Below are 17067 nucleotides of genomic sequence, written 5' to 3'. Positions count from 1 at the left end.
CCCGTCAGGTTAGCGATCGTTAACCTCCGGTGTCCATTGGCCGGGAGGCGGGGAGGTGGGGAACTCGCCGCGCAGGGTGGTGCCCCAGCCGGGTGCCGTCTCCAGGCGGAGCGTGCCGCCGGCCGCGGCGGCGCGGGCCTCCATGCCGAGGAGGCCACCGGGGTCCACCGCGCCGCGGTCGAACCCCCTCCCGTCGTCGGACACCACGAAGCTCAGGTGCGGCAGCCCCCGCACCGTGATCAGCACCTCGGTGGCGCCGGAGTGCTTGGCGGCGTTGGTGAGCGCCTCGAGGATGCAGAAGTACGCCGCCACCTCGACCTGGCGGCTGGGCCGCTCGAAGTCGGCGACGTCGAGGGTCACCGGCACCGTCGACCGGCGCGCGGTCGACTGGAGGGCGGCGACCAGGCCGCGCTCGGTGAGCAGCGGCGGGTAGATGCCGCGCGCGAGCTCGCGCAGCTCGGTCAGCACCTCACGGTTGGTCGCGGCGAGCTGCCCCATCAGCGCGGTCGCACTCTCGTGGCGCCCGGCGAGCAGCTCCTTGCGGGCCCGCTCGATCGTCACGCTCATCGCGAGCAGGCGCTGCTGCGCGCCGTCGTGCAGGTCGCGCTCGATGCTGCGGCGGGCGGCGTCGGCGACCTCGACGACGCGCGTGCGCGACTCGGCGAGCTGGACCGACTGGTCGCGCAGGCGGGTGTAGGCGTCGCGCACGAGGAAGACCACGACGGCGACGCCGGGCGGCAGCGAGACGGCGACGACGACCGCGTTGACCCACCAGATCTCGTTGAGGTTGTCGACCCGACGCCACTCCCCCAGCGCGGCCACCCCCGCGCTCCCGACCACGGCGACGACCATCAGCGCGCGGATCCACGGCCGGGTGAGGTAGGGGAAGCCGACCAGCAGCGGGACCATCGTGAGCAGCACGGTGAGCGGCGCGAGGTTGGGCGTCGCCCAGGTGCCGCCGGCGGCGAAGAGGCACGCCGACAGGGTGAGGCCGATGATCGCCGCGGGTGCGCCGTAGCGCCGGCACAGCGGCGGCGTCACCAGCATCAGCACGATCGAGACGACCATGACCGCGAGGTCGATCTCGACGGCCGTGTGCTTGAACCCGGCGAGGTACGCCGCCCCCAGCAGGATGGTCGCGGAGGTCAGCGCGATCAGGTTGATGCGCAGCAGCCAGCGCAGCGCGGGATCGAGGCCGTCCCAGCCCGAGAGCAGGCCCCTCATCGACGAGGGGCGACGCCGCCGCCCACGCCCGCCTCGCTGAGGAAGACCAGGGTGGCCGCCACCCGCCGGTGCACCGGGGCGTCGGCGGGCAGGTCGAGCTTGGTGAGGATCGAGTTGATGTGCTTCTCCACGGCGCGGTCGGTGATCACCAGCTCACCGGCCACGGCGGCGTTCGTCATGCCGCGTGCCACCATCCCGAGCACCTCGAGCTCGCGCGGGGTGAGCCGGTCGAGCAGCGAGTCGTGCCGGCGGGTGCCGGTGGCCATCAGCGCGTCGACGACGATCTGGTCGATGACCGAGCCGCCGGCCGCGACCGTGCGCAGCGCGGCCACCAGCTCGTCGACGTCGGCCACCCGCTCCTTGAGGAGGTAGCCGCGACCGTCACTGCCGTCGCGCACCAGGTCGAGGGCGTACTCGACGTCGGAGTACTGGGTCAGGGCCACCACACCGGTGTCCGGATGGGTGCGCCGCAGCTCGCCCGCCGCGCGGATGCCCTCGTCGGTGAAGTCGGGCGGCATCCGGATGTCGGTGAGCAGCACGTCGGGACGGTGCTCCTCGACGGCCGCCAGCAGCTCCGGCAGGCTCGTCGCGGTCGCTACGACGTCGATGTCGTCGTAGGCGTCGAGCAGGGCGAGCACCCCGGCCCGGAGCAGGTCTCCGTCCTCGGCGAGCACGACTCGGATCTGCGGCATGCGCGCACTGTAACCACGCCCTGCTCCGTACGTCGGTAGAGCAGGCACCACCGTCACGACACCGTGTCGTCGCAGCGCCCCGGACGCGCCCGCCCGAGCGGCGCTCGTCACGAAAGTGGTGCTGGCACCACTGGCCAACTGGATCGTTCACACGCACACTCGTGTGCGGGAGGGTGTGCTCTTGGGGATCAGTGGGCCGCCGCGGGGGTGCGGCCCACTGGAAGCACCGATCAGGGGAGATGGTTGCCGTGATTCCGCTTGCCGGACGTGAGCCGCGGGTGCGCCCGCCGGCGCCGCGGGCTCCGCGCAACGGCACGGGCGGCACTAACCTCGAGCTCGTGACGCCCCGCCGCCAGCAGATCCTCGACATCGCCGCCGAGCTCTTCGCGGCACGCGGGTTCCACGGCGTCTCGGTGGCCGAGCTCGGCTCCGCGTGCGGGGTCTCCGGTCCGGCGCTCTACAAGCACTTCGAGTCCAAGGACGCCATGCTCGCCGAGATGCTGGTCAGCATCTCCGAGACGCTCCTCAGCGAGGGCCGTTCGCGCGTCGGCAGCGCCGCGGGTCCGCGCGAGGCGCTCACCGCGCTCATCGAGTGGCACATCGAGTTCGCCCTCGCCCACCGTCCCCTGATCGTGGTCCAGGACCGCGACTGGAGCAACCTGCCCGACGCGGCGCGTGAGCGCGTGCGAGCGCTGCAGCGGTCCTACGTCGACGTGTGGGCCACCCAGCTCCGCCTCCTCGACGACCGGCTCGGCCCCGAGGCGTCCCGCACCCGGGCGCACGTGCTGTTCGGACTGCTCAACTCGACGCCGCACAGCGGCCGTCTGCCCGACCCGCAGATGCACGACGTGCTCCGCGAGATGGCGCACGGAGCACTGGGTCTGGCCTGAGCCGGTCCCGCTAGGCTTCCGGCCATGAAGCTGAGCGAGACTCTCGAGAACGCCTTCAACGCGCAGATCACCCTGGAGTTCCAGGCCTCCCTGGTCTATCGCCAGCTCGCGATCGAGGTCGACCTGATGGACCTGCCCGGCATGGCCCTGTGGTTCCGCCACCAGGCCGACGAGGAGATCGTCCACGCCAACAAGTTCATCGACCACGTCGCCGACCGCGACAACCACCCGCGCATCGGTGGCACGTCTGCGCCCGCGCCCGTGGTCGGCTCGGTCCTCCACGCCTTCGAGGCGGCCCTCGCCCACGAGGAGAAGGTCTCGGCCTCGATCCGCGACCTGTTCCGCCTCGCCGAGTCCGAGGGCGACCTCGACTCCCGTCCGCTGCTCAACTTCTTCCTGGAGGAGCAGATCGAGGAGGAGGCCACGGTGCGCGAGATCGTCGGCCGCGTGAAGCTGATCAACGACGACGGCCCCGGCCTGCTCCGCCTCGACGAGGAGCTCGGCGCCCGCCCGGGCGGCACCACCGAGGCTCGCTGACCCCGGCATCCGGGTACCGGGCGTGCCTGACCCAATGCCCTAGCGACCCCTGCCGGGCCTGCGGTCGCTGGCCCGGATCACCAGCCACGCCTTGCTCCGCCCGACCAGCGACGTCCCCGGTGACGGCTCGACCAGCGTGACGCGGGCCTTCTCCTTCTTCTCGGAGAGCTTGTCGTCGCGGATCCTGATCGTGATCCATCCCTCGGTCTGGCCGGCTGCGAAGCGGACCGCGCCCCGACCGCCCCGGAAGTCCTTGCCTCGGGTGGCTCCCCTGCCGGTCCCCTCCACGCGGTAGCGGACCTCGACCGGCTGGCGCACGTCACCCGAGCGCACCACCCTGATCCGCGCCATCATGCCCTCCGACGCCTTCGTGGTCCTCCGGGCCAACCGGAAGGACGCGTCCCCGACGGTCGTGAGCGTCCAGGCCGTCGCCCGGGCGTCCGTGCTGCCCGGGACGCCGGACGAGGTGCCGACGACCGTGGCGCCGGCGAGGTCGACCGCCTCGCTGCGGGTGAGTCCCGGCTGCGGGTCGAGCTCGACGACGACCCCGCTGGCGACGTCGAGGACGAACCCCCGGTCTCCGACGGCCGTCCGACGGGTGCCGACGACCCGGCCCTCGACGACCCGAGGGGCCGGGGAGCCGGTGGCCGGGGTGCCGAGGTCGTGCAGGACGTAGGGCACCGTGCGCAGGTCGGTCCACCAGATGCCGACGGACCCGTCGGGCCGGGTCGACGTGCCGACGACGACCTCACCATCGACGTCGGTAGCCTCGGAGGTGGGACCGCCGAGCGTGCCGATCGGGGTGATCGGGGTCGGGGCCGAGGGGCGCACGGCGAAGGCCTGGCGCTCGCCGCCAGTCGCCTCCGCCCAGCCGACCACGACATCGCCCGAGACCGCGGTGGCCGCGCTCTCGGCACCGCCGAAGGTGCCGAGGTCCCGCATGGGGCGACCCGGCGCGGCGAGGTCCACGACATAGCCGTGACCGGCGAGGTCCGGGCCGTCGGCCTGACCGACGACGATGTCCCCGCTGACGTCCACTGCCGTGCTGTCCTCGCCGCCCAGCGTGCCGAGGTCGAGCACTTCCCGGGCGCCGTCGACGTCGTAGGCGAAGGCGTGCCACCCGCGGTACAGCTGGGACCTGCCGACCACGACCCCCTGGTCGATCGCCGTGGCGGACGCCTGGAGGCCCCCGAACCCGATCCGGGGCACCCGCACCACGGTCTGGCTGCGCAGGTCGAGGACGAAGGCGCTCGTCGATGCGGTGCCGGCCCGCTGGGTGCCTGCCACGTACGCGTCGTCGGCGTCGGCGATGGTGCTCAGGTTGGCCTGGCCGAGGGGGTCGTCGTCGAGCTTCCTCATCGACGCCGCCGGCTCGTCGAGGTCGTACTGGGACAGCCACATGTCGCCGGGGGTGGGGCCCAGGGTGGTGCCGACGACCACCCGCCCGGCCAACGCCACCGTGCGGCTCGACGTGCCCACGCCCGTCCCGAGGTCGCGCGGCACCGCGAGCGGCGAGTCGGCGACCGCGGCCCCGGGTGACGACACCACCCCACCCGCGACCAGGCTCGACACGAGCACCACCGACATCCCGATCCACGTGCGTCCCACGGCCATCCCCCTCGCGCTTCGTGCCCTGCCGGGCACATGGTCCCACCGGTCGCTCGGGTGGGACTCCGACCGCGGTCTAGAAGTTGTCGGGGGACCCGCCCGCGAGGATCTCCTCGACCACCTGCTGGGCCCGCTCGGCGGCGTCCTGGGCCACTGCCAGGTCGTCCGGGTCGTCCCCGGCGTGGTCGTCGTACGACGCCACGCTGGGTGTTGAGTCTCCTGGAGACTCACGGCCCACGCGCCCGCTCGACGCGTGCCGGGTGGTGAGCTCGTGCAGGTCGCGCAGCACCCGGTCGCGGGACAGCCCGCGCAGGTGGGTGAGCACGAACGGGTCCGCCTGGATGAGCCAGGCCAGCTGCGTCAGCACGGCCAGCGCGTGCGGGCACGGGTCGAGCCAGGCCTCGCAGGTGCAGGCCGAGCCCAGCTCGCCGCCGTACGGCAGCAGCTCGACGCCCGCCTCCTCCACCGCCTCCACGAAGGCGTGCGGCAGCTGGCCGGAGAGCAGGGCGCCGATGCGTCCGGACTCCGTCGCGACCAGCTCGATGAAGGCCGCGGCGTCGGTCTCGTCGAGGACCGGCACCGTCACCTCGACCGTGAAGGCGTCGTGGCCGTCGGTCACCGCGGCGACCGCGCCGCCGTCGGACACGGTGATCGAGCCGACGTCCCCTGCCCGCGCCATCGACCGGCCCCTGCGGAGGTCCTGCTGGCTGAAGGCGGCCTCCTCCACGGCGCGGAGCACGGCCTTGCTCCACCACGTGCCGGCACCACCGCCCCGGCGCGGGGCCAGCCGGGGATGGGTGGCGACGCTCATCGGCGCAGCTCGACGAGGTCGCGGAGCTCGTCGTTGGAGAGCTCGGTCAGCGCCGTCTCGCCGCGGGACAGCACCGAGTCGGCGAGCGAGCGCTTGCGGGTGAGCAGCTCGGCGATCTTCTCCTCGATCGTGCCCTGCGTGACGAAGCGGTGGACCTGCACGGGCCGCGTCTGGCCGATCCGGTAGGCGCGGTCGGTGGCCTGGTCCTCGACGGCGGGGTTCCACCAGCGGTCGAAGTGGATGACGTGGTCGGCGCGGGTGAGGTTGAGCCCGGTGCCGCCGGCCTTGAGCGACAGCAGGAACACCGGCGCCTCGCCCGCCTGGAAGCGCGCGACCATCGCGTCGCGCCCGCGCACGGGCGTGCCTCCGTGGAGGAACTGGTGGGGCACCCCCGTCGTGCCGAGGTGGCGGACGAGCAGGTCGGCCATGGCGACGTACTGGGTGAAGACGAGGACGGCACCGTCCTCGGCGATGACGGTCCCGACGAGCTCGTCGAGGAGCTCGAGCTTCTCCGAGCGGCCGCGGAGCTTGGGGTTGGCCTGGCGCAGGAAGTGGGCCGGGTGGTTGCAGATCTGCTTGAGGCCGGTCAGCAGCTTGAGGACCAGGCCGCGTCGGGTCTCCTCGTCGGCCTCCTCGATGCGGCGCATCGACTCGCGCACCAGCGTCTCGTAGAGCACGACCTGCTCGCGGCTCAGGCCGAGGACGTGGTCGGTCTCGGTCTTGGGCGGGAGCTCGGGGGCGATGCCGGGGTCGGACTTGCGTCGGCGGAGCAGGAAGGGGCCGATGAGGTCGGCGAACTGTCGCGCCTTGGTGGGCTCGAGGCCGGACTCGATCGGTCCGGCCCACACCTTGCGGAAGGCGTTGCGGCTGCCGAGCAGACCCGGGATCGCCCAGTCCAGGATCGACCAGAGCTCGGTCAGGTCGTTCTCGACCGGGGTGCCGGTGAGCGCGACCCGCGCGGTGCACGGGATGGTGCGGATGGCACGCGCGGCGGCGGACCGGGAGTTCTTGATGTGCTGCGCCTCGTCGGCGACGACGAGGTCCCACGGCACCTCGGACAACAGCTCGGCGTCGTTGCGCATCGTCCCATAGGTCGTGAGCACGAAGCCCGAGGCGACGCCGTCGAGGTCGCGCGCGCTGCCGTGGTGACGGCGTACGGCGACTCCCGGAGCGAAGCGACGGATCTCGGCCTCCCAGTTGCCGAGCAGCGATGCCGGGCACACGACCAGGGTGGGCCCGCCTCCGCGGTGCAGGTGGAGCGCGATCAGGGTGATCGTCTTGCCGAGCCCCATGTCGTCGGCGAGGCAGGCTCCGAGCCCGAGCGAGGTGAGCTCGGCGAGCCAGCCCAGCCCCCGGCGCTGGTAGTCGCGGAGGTCGGCCTGCAGCCCGGCCGGCACCTCGACGGGCTCTCCGGTCGCCGCGTCGCGCACGCGGTCGCGCACCTTCAGCAGGCTGGCCCCGACCACCGCCTCGTAGGGCACCTCCTCGATGTCCACGACCCCGGTGAGGGTGGCCGCGAGTGCCTGGACCGGGGTGATCGAGCGGATCAGGCGCTTGCGGGCACGCTTGATGACGCCGGAGTCGACGGCGACCCAGTTGTCGCGCAGCTTGATGATCGGGCTGGTGGTGCGGGCCAGCTCGTCCATCTCCGCGTCGGTCAGCTCCTCGCCGTGGAGCGAGAGCTGCCACTCGAAACCGAAGAGGGCCTGCGGTCCGAAGAGCCCGTCGTTGAGCGCCTCCTCGCGCGGGCCCGCCGCACCGGCGGGACGGCGCTGCTGGCCGAGCTCGACGCGCTGGGTGACCTCGCGGTCGAGGTACTTCGGCCACATCACCGGGTGCCCGGCCTCGTTGAGCGCGGCGGCGCCGGAGTCGAGCAGGGAGAGGATCTCGTCGGAGTCGAGGGTGATCTCGTCGGGGATCCGCAGGTCGAGGAGCCGGTCGAGGACGGGCCACGCGTCGGCCGCCGAGCGCAGGGCGATCGCGGCGTGCGTGCGCGCCCGGTCGCCGAAGCCGTGGGCGGCCTCCGGTCCGGTGTCGGCCCACAGCTCGGAGGCGTCCGCGAGGTGCGCGGCGTTGTCGGCGGCGTGCACCTGCAGGACCAGGCGGACGGCGCCGGCGACCAGCTCCTCCTCGTCGGCCTCGATGCGGAACGAGATGGTGACCAGGTGCGGGCGGTCGTCGCGCCCGCGCGAGCGGAGCCGCGCGATGCGCTGCTGGAGCTCGCCGCTGAAGGCGTCCGGGCTGCGCGTGGGCGGCGGCGCCGGTGCCCGCGTCGGACGGCGTGCGTTGCCGGGCGTCGTGCGCGGCATCGTGTCGACCACGGCGTCCAGCACGCCGCGCACCATGCCCTCGGCGGTCGCCTCGTCGAAGTCCTCACCGGCCCGGGCGCGCGCCAGGTCCAGGATGCGCCGCTCGGAGTCGGCGTCGAGGCCGGCGACCTGCCAGTGCCGGCCCTCGGGGTCGGGCGCGAACCGGCCCTGCGCGACGAGCTGGAGCCCCATCAGCGCGGCGCCTGCGAGCAGCTGCACCGACGGGTGGAGGTCCGACTGGTCGCGGACCTTGGCGAGCACCGGCAGCGCACCGCGGATCGGCATCACGATCGTGCGCCGGTCGTCGGTGAACTCGATCGAGCCCTCCCGGGGCGGCACCCCCGCCAGCAGCCTGGCAGGACCGGTCACCGGGACGAAGGTCATGCAGGCACCTCTCGGTCGATCTCGGTCTCGGCACGCTCGCGGCGCTCGCTGCTCGACCAACGAGGATCGCACCAGGGACGGTAACGCGCGGCACCGACAGGGAGTTCCCGGGAGCCGGGCGCTAGCGTGCTGCGGCATGGACATCTCGGCGCTGCTCGCGGCCCACCCGGTGGTGGACGGCCACAACGACCTCCTCTGGACCGCGCGCGCCGAGGCGGCGTACGACTTCTCCCGCCTCGACGTGGGCGCCGGCGGCACGCCGACCCACACCGACCTGCCGCGGATGCGGGCGGGCGGGATGGGTGCACAGTTCTGGTCGGTCTACGTGCCGTGCCGCTTCGAAGGCGGCGACGCGGTCACCGCGACCCTGGAGCAGGTCGACGCGGCGCGGCTGCTGACCCGGACGTTCGCCGACCAGCTGGCCTGGGCGACGACGGCCGACGAGGTCGAGGACGCCTGGTCGCGCGACCGGATCGCCTCCCTCATGGGCGCCGAGGGCGGGCACTCGATCGACTGCTCGCTCGGCACCCTGCGCCAGCTCTTCGACCTCGGCGTCCGCTACCTCACGCTCACCCACAACGCGAACACCCCGTGGGCCGACTCGGCGACCGACACCCCGGCCGTCGGCGGGCTGACCGCCTTCGGCCGCGAGGTGGTCCGCGAGATGAACCGGCTGGGGATGATGGTCGACCTCAGCCACGTCTCGCCCGACACCATGCGCGCCGCGCTCGAGGTGACCGAGGCCCCGGTGATCTTCAGCCACAGCTCGGCGCGCGCCGTCACCGACAGCCCGCGCAACGCACCCGACGACGTGCTCGTGTCGATGGCGGCGGGCGGCGGCGTGTGCATGGTGACCTTCGTGCCGAAGTTCGTGAACGCCGACTGCGCCGACCACCACCGCGAGCTCGTCGCCGCGGCCGCCGCCGCGGGCGTGCCCGAGTCCGACGGGTTGCGGTTCGCCGCGTTCGAGGACCGCTGGCTCGAGGACCACCCCGCGCCCACCGCCACCCTCGACGACGTGGTCACGCACGTCGAGCACGTGCGCGAGGTCTCCGGCATCGACCACGTCGGGCTCGGCGGCGACTACGACGGGGTCGAGACCCTCCCGACCGGCCTCGAGGACGTCTCGGCGTACCCCGCCCTGCTCACCGCCCTCGCCGACCGCGGCTGGTCGTACGACGACCTGGCCCGGCTGACGTGCCGCAACACGCTGCGGGTGATGCGCGAGGTCGAGGAGCGGGCCGAGGAGATCCAGCTGGTCCGCGAGCCGAGCCTGGCCCGGATCGAGGACCTGGACGGCGCGTGATCCCTCGGCGGTCACCGGATATCCGGTGACTCCCCCGGTTGTCGGCCCAGATCCAGGCCGACAAGCGTGAGACTCGGGTGCAAAGGTCCGGTCGCCGGGCGCAGTCTGGCAGCCGTTTGTTTCGCCTGTTCGCTCGTGCGGCCGTGATCCAGCCCACCCCGAAAAGGATTGGGTCGTTGTCAGTGGCAACCAATACCGTGGACCCGTGACAGACACCCAGCTCCAGCCCGGCGACACCCAGCCGGCGAACTCCGACAAGCTCGACAAGGGCGTCCTGATGGTCGCCGGCGTGGTCGTCCTCGGCGCCATCATGTCGATCCTCGACATCACCGTCGTCTCGGTCGCGCTCAACACCTTCCAGCAGGAGTTCAACGCCACCGCGGCCGAGGTCGCGTGGACGATGACCGGCTACACCCTCGCCCTCGCCAGCGTCATCCCGCTGACGGGCTGGGCCGCCGACCGCTTCGGCACCAAGCGCCTCTACCTGATCGCGGTCACCCTCTTCACCGCCGGCTCGGTGCTGTGCGCGACCGCCAGCTCACTCGAGCTGCTCGTCATCTACCGGGTGCTCCAGGGCCTCGGCGGCGGCATGCTGATGCCGCTCGGCATGACGATCCTGACCCGCGCCGCCGGCCCCGAGCGCGTCGGCCGCGTCATGGCCGTGCTCGGCATCCCGATGCTGCTCGGCCCGATCTTCGGCCCGATCATCGGCGGCGCGCTGATCGAGTCCGCCTCGTGGCACTGGATCTTCCTGATCAACCTGCCCATCGGCATCGCCGCGATCGTCTACGCCTGGTTCGTGCTGCCGAAGGACGACGTCGAGCCGTCGGAGACCTTCGACTGGCTGGGCATGCTGCTGCTGTCGCCGGGTCTCGCGCTGTTCCTCTTCGGGGTCAGCTCGATCCCGGAGGAGGGTACGGCGATGGCGCCGCGCGTGCTGATCCCGATGGTCGTCGGCGCGATCCTCATCGTGGCCTTCGTGCCGTGGGCCCTCGGCAAGCGCAACATCCACCCGCTCGTCGACCTGCGCCTGTTCCAGAACAAGAACATGACCGTCGCGATCATCGCGATGAGCCTGTTCGCCGTCGCCTTCTTCGGCGCCTCGCTGCTCTTCCCGCTCTACTTCATCCAGGTCCGCGGCGAGGGCACCCTCGACACGGGCTGGCTGCTGGCCCCGCAGGGTGTCGGCGCGATGATCACCATGCCGATCGCCGGGATCCTGGCCGACAAGATCGGCCCCGGCAAGATCGTCCTCGTCGGCGTCACCGTGATCACCGTCGGCATGGCGATGTTCACCCAGATCGGTGCCGACACGTCCTACGTCTACATCCTCGGCGCGCTCTTCATCATGGGCCTGGGCATGGGCGGCACGATGATGCCGATCATGACCGCGGCGCTCGCGACGCTGACCGCGCACAACGTGGCCCGCGGCTCGACCCTGCTCAACATCAGCCAGCAGGTCGCGGCCTCGGTCGGCACCGCGCTCTTCTCGGTGATCCTGACCAACCAGCTCAAGGGCTCCGACTACGTCGCCGCCGGGCAGGCGCTCCAGGCCGCCGGTGACGACCAGTCCGCGGTGGCGGCGATCCTGGAGAAGTTCGGCCTGACCCAGGACCAGCTCGCCAACCTCCCGAGCCTGGTCACCAGCGACATGGCCGACGCGTTCGCGACGGTCTTCATCGTGGCCACGGTGCTCGTCGCGTGCTGCCTCATCCCGGCTGCCTTCCTGCCCCGCAAGAAGGTCGCCCCGGTCGACCCGACCGCCATGATGGGTCACTGACCCTCGTCCCGGTGCGACGTCCGCGGCCCGTCCTCCTCACGGAGGGCGGGCCGCGTGCCATTTCCCCCCTCGCCGAGGAAGATCGTCGAAGAAAGTTCCCGCGGGCTGTCGATCTCCGGCGGTGGGCGGCGACGAGGTGGTGACGGGCCCCGGGACGCGGGGCCGCGACAGAGAGGCACGAGCCATGAAGTACGTCCTGATGTACACCTCCCGCCCCGACCTGGCAGCGGGTGCCGACCCCGAGGCCGCCCAGGCGATCTACCAGCGGGTCTACGAGTGGTTCGGGGAGAACGCCGGCGTGATGGCCGACTCCGGCGCCGAGCTGCTCGGTGTCGAGACCGCCACCACCGTGAGGCACGACCCGGCCGGAGCGGTCGTCGTCGACGGTCCGTTCAACGAGGCCAAGGAGGTGATCGGCGGCTTCAGCGTGATCGACGTCGCCGACATGGACGCCGCCATCGCGGTGGTGAAGACCTGGCCGATGCTCGACCTGCCCGGCGTCGCCGTCGAGATCCGGCCGATGGTCGAGGACTACACCCAGTTCGAGTGAGCCTCGCGTGACCACCTCCAGCACGGACGACCTCCTCGCGCGCACCCTGCGCGAGGAGGCCGGCCCGCTGGTGGCGCGGCTGACCCGCCGCTTCGGCGACTTCGACCTCGCCGAGGAGGCGGTGCAGGGTGCGGTCGTCGAGGCGCTCACGACGTGGCGGCGTGACGGCGCCCCGCACCGGCCCGGCGCCTGGCTCCAGGTCGCGGCCACCCGCAACGCCATGGACGGCATGCGCCTGCGCGACCGGCAGCGTGCACTCGCGCACCGCGCCACCCCGCCGGCGTACGACGTCGAGGTGGGCGACACCGACGACCGCCTCGCACTGCTCTTCGCGTGCTGCCACCCGGCGCTCGCGCCGGACGCCAGGCTCGCCCTCACCCTGCGTGCCGTGGTCGGCCTGACCACCCCGCAGATCGCGCGGGCGTTCCTCACCCACGAGTCGACGCTGGCCCAGCGCATCGTGCGCGCCAAGCGCAAGGTCGTCGCCGCGGGCATCAGCCTGACGGTGCCGGCCGAGTCCGACCTCGGCGCCCGCCTCGACGACGTCCTGGCGGTGGTCTACGTGATGTTCAACGAGGGGTTCGTCTCCTCGACCGGTCCGACGCAGGACCGTGACCTGGCCGCGGACGCGGTCTGGCTCGCGGGCGTGGTCGCGACCGCGCTGCCGGACGAGGCAGAGGCCTGGGGACTCGCCGCGCTGCTCACCATCCAGCACGCCCGCAGCCGGGCACGCTTCTCCGACGGCGACCTCGTCCTGCTGCGCGACCAGGACCGGTCCCTGTGGGACCACGACGCGATCGCCGAGGGCGAGCGGATGATCGAGCGGGCCGCGTCGCTGGGCAGCCCGGGCCGCTTCCAGCTGCAAGCAGCCATCGCCGCCGTGCACGCCACGGGGGCGAGCTGGGCGGAGACCGACTGGCTGCAGGTCTCGTTGCTCTACGACGAGCTGGCGAGGTGGGACGCATCGCCCGTCGTGCGACTCAACCAGGTCGTCGCGCGAGCCCAGGTCGTCGGTCCGCTCGACGCGCTCGCCGGCCTCGAGCCGCTCGCCGTACCCCTCGACGGCTACCACCTCTTCCACGCCACCCGCGCCGAGCTGCTCAGCGCCGTCGGCCGCGTCGACGAGGCCGCGGTCGCCAACCGGCGCGCGCTCGAGCTGACCACCAACGACGCCGAGCGGCGGCTGCTCACCACCCGGCTCCACCGTCGGCCGTTGTCCGACGGGTCCTGACGGGTCCTGAGGGGTCCGACCGGCCCGCCGCGCGGGCGTCAGCCCTGGGTGGCGAGCACCAGCGGCAGCACGGCCGCGGCCCCGGCCGCACGGAGCGCGGTCGCGGCGACGGTGAGCGTCCAGCCGGTCGCGACCTGGTCGTCGACGAGGAGCACCGTGGCACCGGGCGGGACCTGGGCGTCGAGCCCGCCCCGGCGCCGGACGGCGGCGACGCGCTGGGCGGAGTTGGACGCACCCGCCCGCGGCGGGACGGAGTCGTCGCGGATCGACCACGTGCCGACGATCGGGATCTGCATGACCCGGGACAGCCCGTCGGCGAGGTCGCGGCCGAGGATCGGTCGGGACGCCGACTCGACGACGACGATCGCGTCGGGTCGCGCCTTCCACTCGGGCGACCAGTCCTTCATCACGTCCATGACGGCCTGCGCGAGGCCGGGCGGGACCGCGCCGTCGGGGGTGTCCTCGCGGAAGAGCGCGCGCAGCGCCTGGCCGTGGCCGAGGTCGGTGAGCCGGGCGACCGCGCGCCCGGGTTCGGCGCCGTCGGCGATCTTGCCCTTGAGGTCGAGGCCGAGGTTGGCCAGGGCGGTCGGCCACATCCGGCGTGGCTCCAGCACGACCCCCGGCCGGGACAGCCGCTCGCCGGCCTCCGCAACGGCCGCCTCGCTCACCGACGTCGAGAGCGTGAGCCCGCCGCAGTTGTCGCAGCGCCCGCAGTCGTCGGCCCGCCCGTCCGGACCGACGTCGTCGAGCTGCTCGCGGAGGTAGCGCATCCGGCACTCGGTCGTGCGCAGGTAGCCGAGCATCGCCTGCTGCTCGCGCTCGCGAGCCTCCGCGACGCGCGCGTAGCGCTCGGCGTCGTAGGCCCACGGCCGGCCGGTCGCGACCCAGCCGCCCTGCACCCGCTGCACCGCCCCGTCGACGTCGAGGACCTTGAGCATCGACTCCAGGCGGTTGCGGCCGAGCTCGACCCGGGTCTCCAGGGTGGCGGTCGACATCGCGCGGTCCGACTCGGCCAGCGCCGCGAGGGTCTCGCGCACCTGCTCCTCGCGCGGGAAGCCCAGGGAGGCGAAGTAGGCCCAGATGTCGCGGTCCTCGATCTGGGGCAGCAGCACGACCGTCGCGTCGTCGGTGCCACGACCGGCGCGCCCGACCTGCTGGTAGTAGGCCACCGGCGAGGCGGGCGCTCCCAGGTTGATGACGAAGCCGAGGCTCGCGTCGAAGCCCATCCCCAGCGCACTCGTCGCGATCAGGGCCTTGACCCGCCCGTCGACCAGCGCCTGCTCGAGGGCATGCCGCTCGTCGGCCTCGGTCTGCCCGGAGTAGGCCGCGACCTCGAGCCCGCGGTCGCGGAGGTAGCCCGCGACCTCCTGCGTCGCCGCGACGGTCAGGCAGTAGACGATGCCGGAGCCCGGCTGCTCGGCGAGGTGGTCGGCCAGCCAGGCCAGCCGCTGCTGGGGGGTCTTCAGCTGGACCACCCCCAGGCGCAGGGACTCGCGGTCGAGGGTGCCGCGCTGGACGAGGACCTGGGCCCCGTCCTCGGACGTCGAGGACGCGTGGACGCCCAGCTGCTCGGCGACGTCGGAGGTCACCCGCGCGTTGGCGGTCGCGGTCGTGGCGAGGACGGGGATGCCGGACGGCAGCTCGGCCAGCAGCGTGCGCAGCCGGCGGTAGTCGGGGCGGAAGTCGTGGCCCCAGTCGGAGATGCAGTGGGCCTCGTCGACGACGAGGAGGCCGCACGTCGCGGCCAGGCGGGGCAGGACCTCGTCGCGGAAGCCCGGGTTGTTGAGCCGCTCCGGGCTCACCAGCAGGACGTCGACCTCGCCGGCGTGGATCTGGTCCTGGATGACCTGCCACTGGTCGATGTTGGTCGAGTTGATCGTGACCGCGCGGATGCCGGCGCGCTCGGCGGCGGCGATCTGGTTGCGCATCAGCGCGAGCAGCGGGCTGACGATCACGGTCGGGCCGGCTCCACCCTCGCGCAGGAGCTTGGTGGCCACGAAGTAGACGGCCGACTTGCCCCACCCGGTGCGCTGGACGACGAGCGCGCGCCGGCGGTCGACGGCGAGGGCCTCGATGGCGGACCACTGGTCCTCGCGCAGGGACGCGTCGTCGCGTCCGACCAGCGCGCGCAGGTGACGCTCGGCGGCCTCCCGGGAGGAGTGGCGTACGTCGTCGGTGACGGCTGGCGCGGTGGTCATGCCCCCTGTCTACCAACCGCCACCGACGGCTCGCTCGCTGCGTCCACAGCTCAGCCGACGTCGGCCGGCAGCCCGACTCGTGCGCGGAGCGCGGCCAGGCCACGCGAGGAGTGGCTCTTCACGGTCCCCTCGCTGATGCCCAGCTCGGCGGCGGTGTCCTCGACCGAGAAGCCCAGCCAGTAGCGCAGCACGACGGTGCGGCGCTGCATCTGCGGGAGCCGGCGCAGCTCGGCGAGCAGCTCGATCCGGTCCTCCGTCGACGCACCGGACCGCTCCGGTCCGTCGACCAGCTCCAGCGGGACCGAGGAGCGGCGGCGGTGCCACGGCCGGCGGCGCTGGTCGAGGTCGGCGTTGACGATGATCCGGCGGACGTAGGCCTCCTCGCGGCCGGTGCCCTCCACCCGGGCCCAGGCGAGGTAGAGCTTCACGAACGCCTCCTGCAGCACGTCCTCGGCACGGGCGTCGTCGCGGCACACGGCGTACGCGATGCGGCGCAACGTGGCCTGGCGCGACGCCACGAACTCGACGAAGGACTCGTCACGCTCGCTCATCCGCGCCCGCCAGCTCGTCGAGGAAGTCGTCGAAGTCCCGGTAGCGGGAACCGTCGTAGGGGATGTACCAGGCCCCGCCATCGCGCGGGTCGGACGCCTGGACGAACCACGTCGTGCCGGCCCACCTCACCTCGGCCGCCGCCTCGCGGGTGCCGGGCTCCCACATGGGGTCGACCTCGGGGTCCTGCACCTGGCGCACGATCTCGACCCCGTCGGCCCCCGGCACCAGGACGTCGGAGGTGCCGTCGGCGAAGTGCGCCAGCCGCTCGACGAAGGACGGGCGGCCCTGCTCCAGCGAGGTCTGGTCGTCCACCCAGAGCTCGAAGTCGTCGGTCCAGCGCCCCGGCTCGTCCATGCTCCCGCCGCCCCTGCCGGTGCCGTCGGTGGAGAGGAGCACCCACACGACACCGCTCAGGAAGCTGGTGGGCGCACCGTCGTACTCCGCCTCGACGGCGTACGACGCCGTGGCCCCGTCGAGGCCGCCGAGGATGGGGTCGACGACGATGCGGCGGATGGTGGCGTCGGGTGCCACCCACAGCCGGCCGTCCGCCAGCAGCTGCACCGGGCCGTGGCTGCCGTACTCCTGGGCCCACTGCGGGATGCCGTCGGTGGTGAACCAGTCGATGTCGTCGGCGACCTCGGACCACGGGACCGCCTCGACGGGGTTGTTCGGCTCGGGCGCGACGAAGTCCGGGTCCGTCGACAGGTCGGGCAGCGGCGACGCGACGCTGGTCGGCTCCTCGACGGTGGTCGGCTCCACGACGCCGGTCGGCTCCTGGGCGACCGAGCCCTGCCGGTCGTCGCCGCCGGGGGCGAGCACCTGGACCGCGACCACGGACACGGCCGCGATCGCGCCGGCCGCGATCGCGCGGCGACGACGGCGCACGCGGCGCCCCTGCTGGAGGTAGTGGCCGGCCGGACGGGACGGCAGGTGGTCCAGCTCGTGGTCGAGCCGGTCGCGGAGGTCGATCTCTGGACTCATGCTCCCTCGACGTG

Annotated in this window: 14 protein-coding genes; 6 read left to right on the top strand and 8 right to left on the bottom strand. The window is 73.0% G+C overall.

Translation table 11 applies throughout. The annotated features are described in order from the left end of the window. Positions 1-9: 9 nt before the first annotated feature. Both EUA93_RS07055 and EUA93_RS07050 read right to left on the bottom strand, forming a co-directional pair. Positions 10-1224, bottom strand: a complete 1215-nt coding sequence (locus EUA93_RS07055) for a sensor histidine kinase (RefSeq protein ID WP_129399476.1) — start codon at positions 1222-1224, stop codon at positions 10-12. Further along, the gene (locus tag EUA93_RS07050) at positions 1221-1916 is read right to left on the bottom strand and encodes a response regulator transcription factor (protein WP_129399475.1); all 696 of its coding nucleotides are present in this window, start codon (positions 1914-1916) and stop codon (positions 1221-1223) included. Before EUA93_RS07050 ends, EUA93_RS07055 begins: the two co-directional genes overlap by 4 nt. A 338-nt stretch (positions 1917-2254) precedes the next feature. On the opposite strand from EUA93_RS07050, the gene EUA93_RS07045 reads away from it, so the two are divergent. After that, complete coding sequence (locus EUA93_RS07045; RefSeq protein ID WP_242497271.1) at positions 2255-2806, top strand: TetR/AcrR family transcriptional regulator; 552 nt, start codon at positions 2255-2257, stop codon at positions 2804-2806. A 24-nt stretch (positions 2807-2830) separates the two neighbouring features. Further along, a complete protein-coding gene (locus EUA93_RS07040) occupies positions 2831-3343 on the top strand; it encodes a ferritin (protein ID WP_129399473.1) in 513 nt (170 codons plus the stop codon). Between the two features lie 39 nt (positions 3344-3382). Here EUA93_RS07040 and EUA93_RS07035 read toward each other — a convergent pair whose 3' ends face one another. The 3 genes from EUA93_RS07035 to EUA93_RS07025 form a co-directional block, all read right to left on the bottom strand. Continuing rightward, the gene (locus tag EUA93_RS07035; protein WP_129399472.1) at positions 3383-4951 is read right to left on the bottom strand and encodes a Calx-beta domain-containing protein; all 1569 of its coding nucleotides are present in this window, start codon (positions 4949-4951) and stop codon (positions 3383-3385) included. 76 nt (positions 4952-5027) lie between these two features. Next, a complete protein-coding gene (locus EUA93_RS07030; protein ID WP_129399471.1) occupies positions 5028-5762 on the bottom strand; it encodes an SWIM zinc finger family protein in 735 nt (244 codons plus the stop codon). After that, the gene (locus EUA93_RS07025; protein ID WP_129399470.1) at positions 5759-8455 is read right to left on the bottom strand and encodes a DEAD/DEAH box helicase; all 2697 of its coding nucleotides are present in this window, start codon (positions 8453-8455) and stop codon (positions 5759-5761) included. Before EUA93_RS07025 ends, EUA93_RS07030 begins: the two co-directional genes overlap by 4 nt. A 136-nt stretch (positions 8456-8591) precedes the next feature. Here EUA93_RS07025 and EUA93_RS07020 point away from each other — a divergent pair, with 136 nt between their 5' ends. From EUA93_RS07020 to EUA93_RS07005, 4 genes are all read left to right on the top strand, one after another. After that, complete coding sequence (locus EUA93_RS07020; RefSeq protein WP_129399469.1) at positions 8592-9761, top strand: dipeptidase; 1170 nt, start codon at positions 8592-8594, stop codon at positions 9759-9761. Between the two features lie 277 nt (positions 9762-10038). After that, positions 10039-11541, top strand: coding sequence for a DHA2 family efflux MFS transporter permease subunit (locus EUA93_RS07015; RefSeq protein ID WP_129401126.1), 1503 nt, complete (start codon positions 10039-10041; stop codon positions 11539-11541). Positions 11542-11725: 184 nt separating this feature from the next. Then, positions 11726-12091: a YciI family protein gene (locus EUA93_RS07010; protein ID WP_129399468.1), complete on the top strand. Its 366-nt coding sequence runs from the start codon at positions 11726-11728 to the stop codon at positions 12089-12091. Between the two features lie 7 nt (positions 12092-12098). Beyond that, positions 12099-13322 (top strand): RNA polymerase sigma factor, encoded by a 1224-nt coding sequence (locus tag EUA93_RS07005; protein ID WP_129399467.1) that lies wholly within the window; start codon positions 12099-12101, stop codon positions 13320-13322. Between the two features lie 38 nt (positions 13323-13360). On the opposite strand, the gene EUA93_RS07000 is transcribed toward EUA93_RS07005, so the two are convergent. The 3 genes from EUA93_RS07000 to EUA93_RS06990 are packed head-to-tail and all read right to left on the bottom strand — an operon-like array spanning position 13361 to position 17053. Beyond that, positions 13361-15520 carry a RecQ family ATP-dependent DNA helicase gene (locus EUA93_RS07000; protein WP_129399466.1) on the bottom strand — a complete coding sequence of 720 codons (2160 nt, stop codon included), beginning with the start codon at positions 15518-15520 and terminating at the stop codon, positions 13361-13363. 50 nt (positions 15521-15570) lie between these two features. Beyond that, the gene (locus tag EUA93_RS06995) at positions 15571-16071 is read right to left on the bottom strand and encodes a SigE family RNA polymerase sigma factor (protein WP_129399465.1); all 501 of its coding nucleotides are present in this window, start codon (positions 16069-16071) and stop codon (positions 15571-15573) included. Further along, positions 16058-17053 carry a hypothetical protein gene (locus EUA93_RS06990; RefSeq protein WP_129399464.1) on the bottom strand — a complete coding sequence of 332 codons (996 nt, stop codon included), beginning with the start codon at positions 17051-17053 and terminating at the stop codon, positions 16058-16060. Before EUA93_RS06990 ends, EUA93_RS06995 begins: the two co-directional genes overlap by 14 nt. Positions 17054-17067: the final 14 nt, after the last annotated feature.

It is taken from the genome of Nocardioides oleivorans, from assembly GCF_004137255.1.
Taxonomy (GTDB): domain Bacteria; phylum Actinomycetota; class Actinomycetes; order Propionibacteriales; family Nocardioidaceae; genus Nocardioides; species Nocardioides oleivorans.
This window is presented reverse-complemented; position numbering and strand designations above follow the sequence as displayed.

Bases quoted from the DNA above. Each gene is read 5' to 3' on its own strand.
- EUA93_RS06990 (WP_129399464.1), bottom strand. From the start codon at position 17,053: ATGAGTCCAGAGATCGACCTCCGCGACCGGCTCGACCACGAGCTGGAC.
- EUA93_RS07040 (WP_129399473.1), top strand. From the start codon at position 2,831: ATGAAGCTGAGCGAGACTCTCGAGAACGCCTTCAACGCGCAGATCACC.
- EUA93_RS07020 (WP_129399469.1), top strand. From the start codon at position 8,592: ATGGACATCTCGGCGCTGCTCGCGGCCCACCCGGTGGTGGACGGCCAC.
- EUA93_RS07010 (WP_129399468.1), top strand. From the start codon at position 11,726: ATGAAGTACGTCCTGATGTACACCTCCCGCCCCGACCTGGCAGCGGGT.
- EUA93_RS06995 (WP_129399465.1), bottom strand. From the start codon at position 16,071: ATGAGCGAGCGTGACGAGTCCTTCGTCGAGTTCGTGGCGTCGCGCCAG.
- EUA93_RS07015 (WP_129401126.1), top strand. From the start codon at position 10,039: ATGGTCGCCGGCGTGGTCGTCCTCGGCGCCATCATGTCGATCCTCGAC.
- EUA93_RS07025 (WP_129399470.1), bottom strand. From the start codon at position 8,455: ATGACCTTCGTCCCGGTGACCGGTCCTGCCAGGCTGCTGGCGGGGGTG.
- EUA93_RS07050 (WP_129399475.1), bottom strand. From the start codon at position 1,916: ATGCCGCAGATCCGAGTCGTGCTCGCCGAGGACGGAGACCTGCTCCGG.
- EUA93_RS07030 (WP_129399471.1), bottom strand. From the start codon at position 5,762: ATGAGCGTCGCCACCCATCCCCGGCTGGCCCCGCGCCGGGGCGGTGGT.
- EUA93_RS07055 (WP_129399476.1), bottom strand. From the start codon at position 1,224: ATGAGGGGCCTGCTCTCGGGCTGGGACGGCCTCGATCCCGCGCTGCGC.
- EUA93_RS07000 (WP_129399466.1), bottom strand. From the start codon at position 15,520: ATGACCACCGCGCCAGCCGTCACCGACGACGTACGCCACTCCTCCCGG.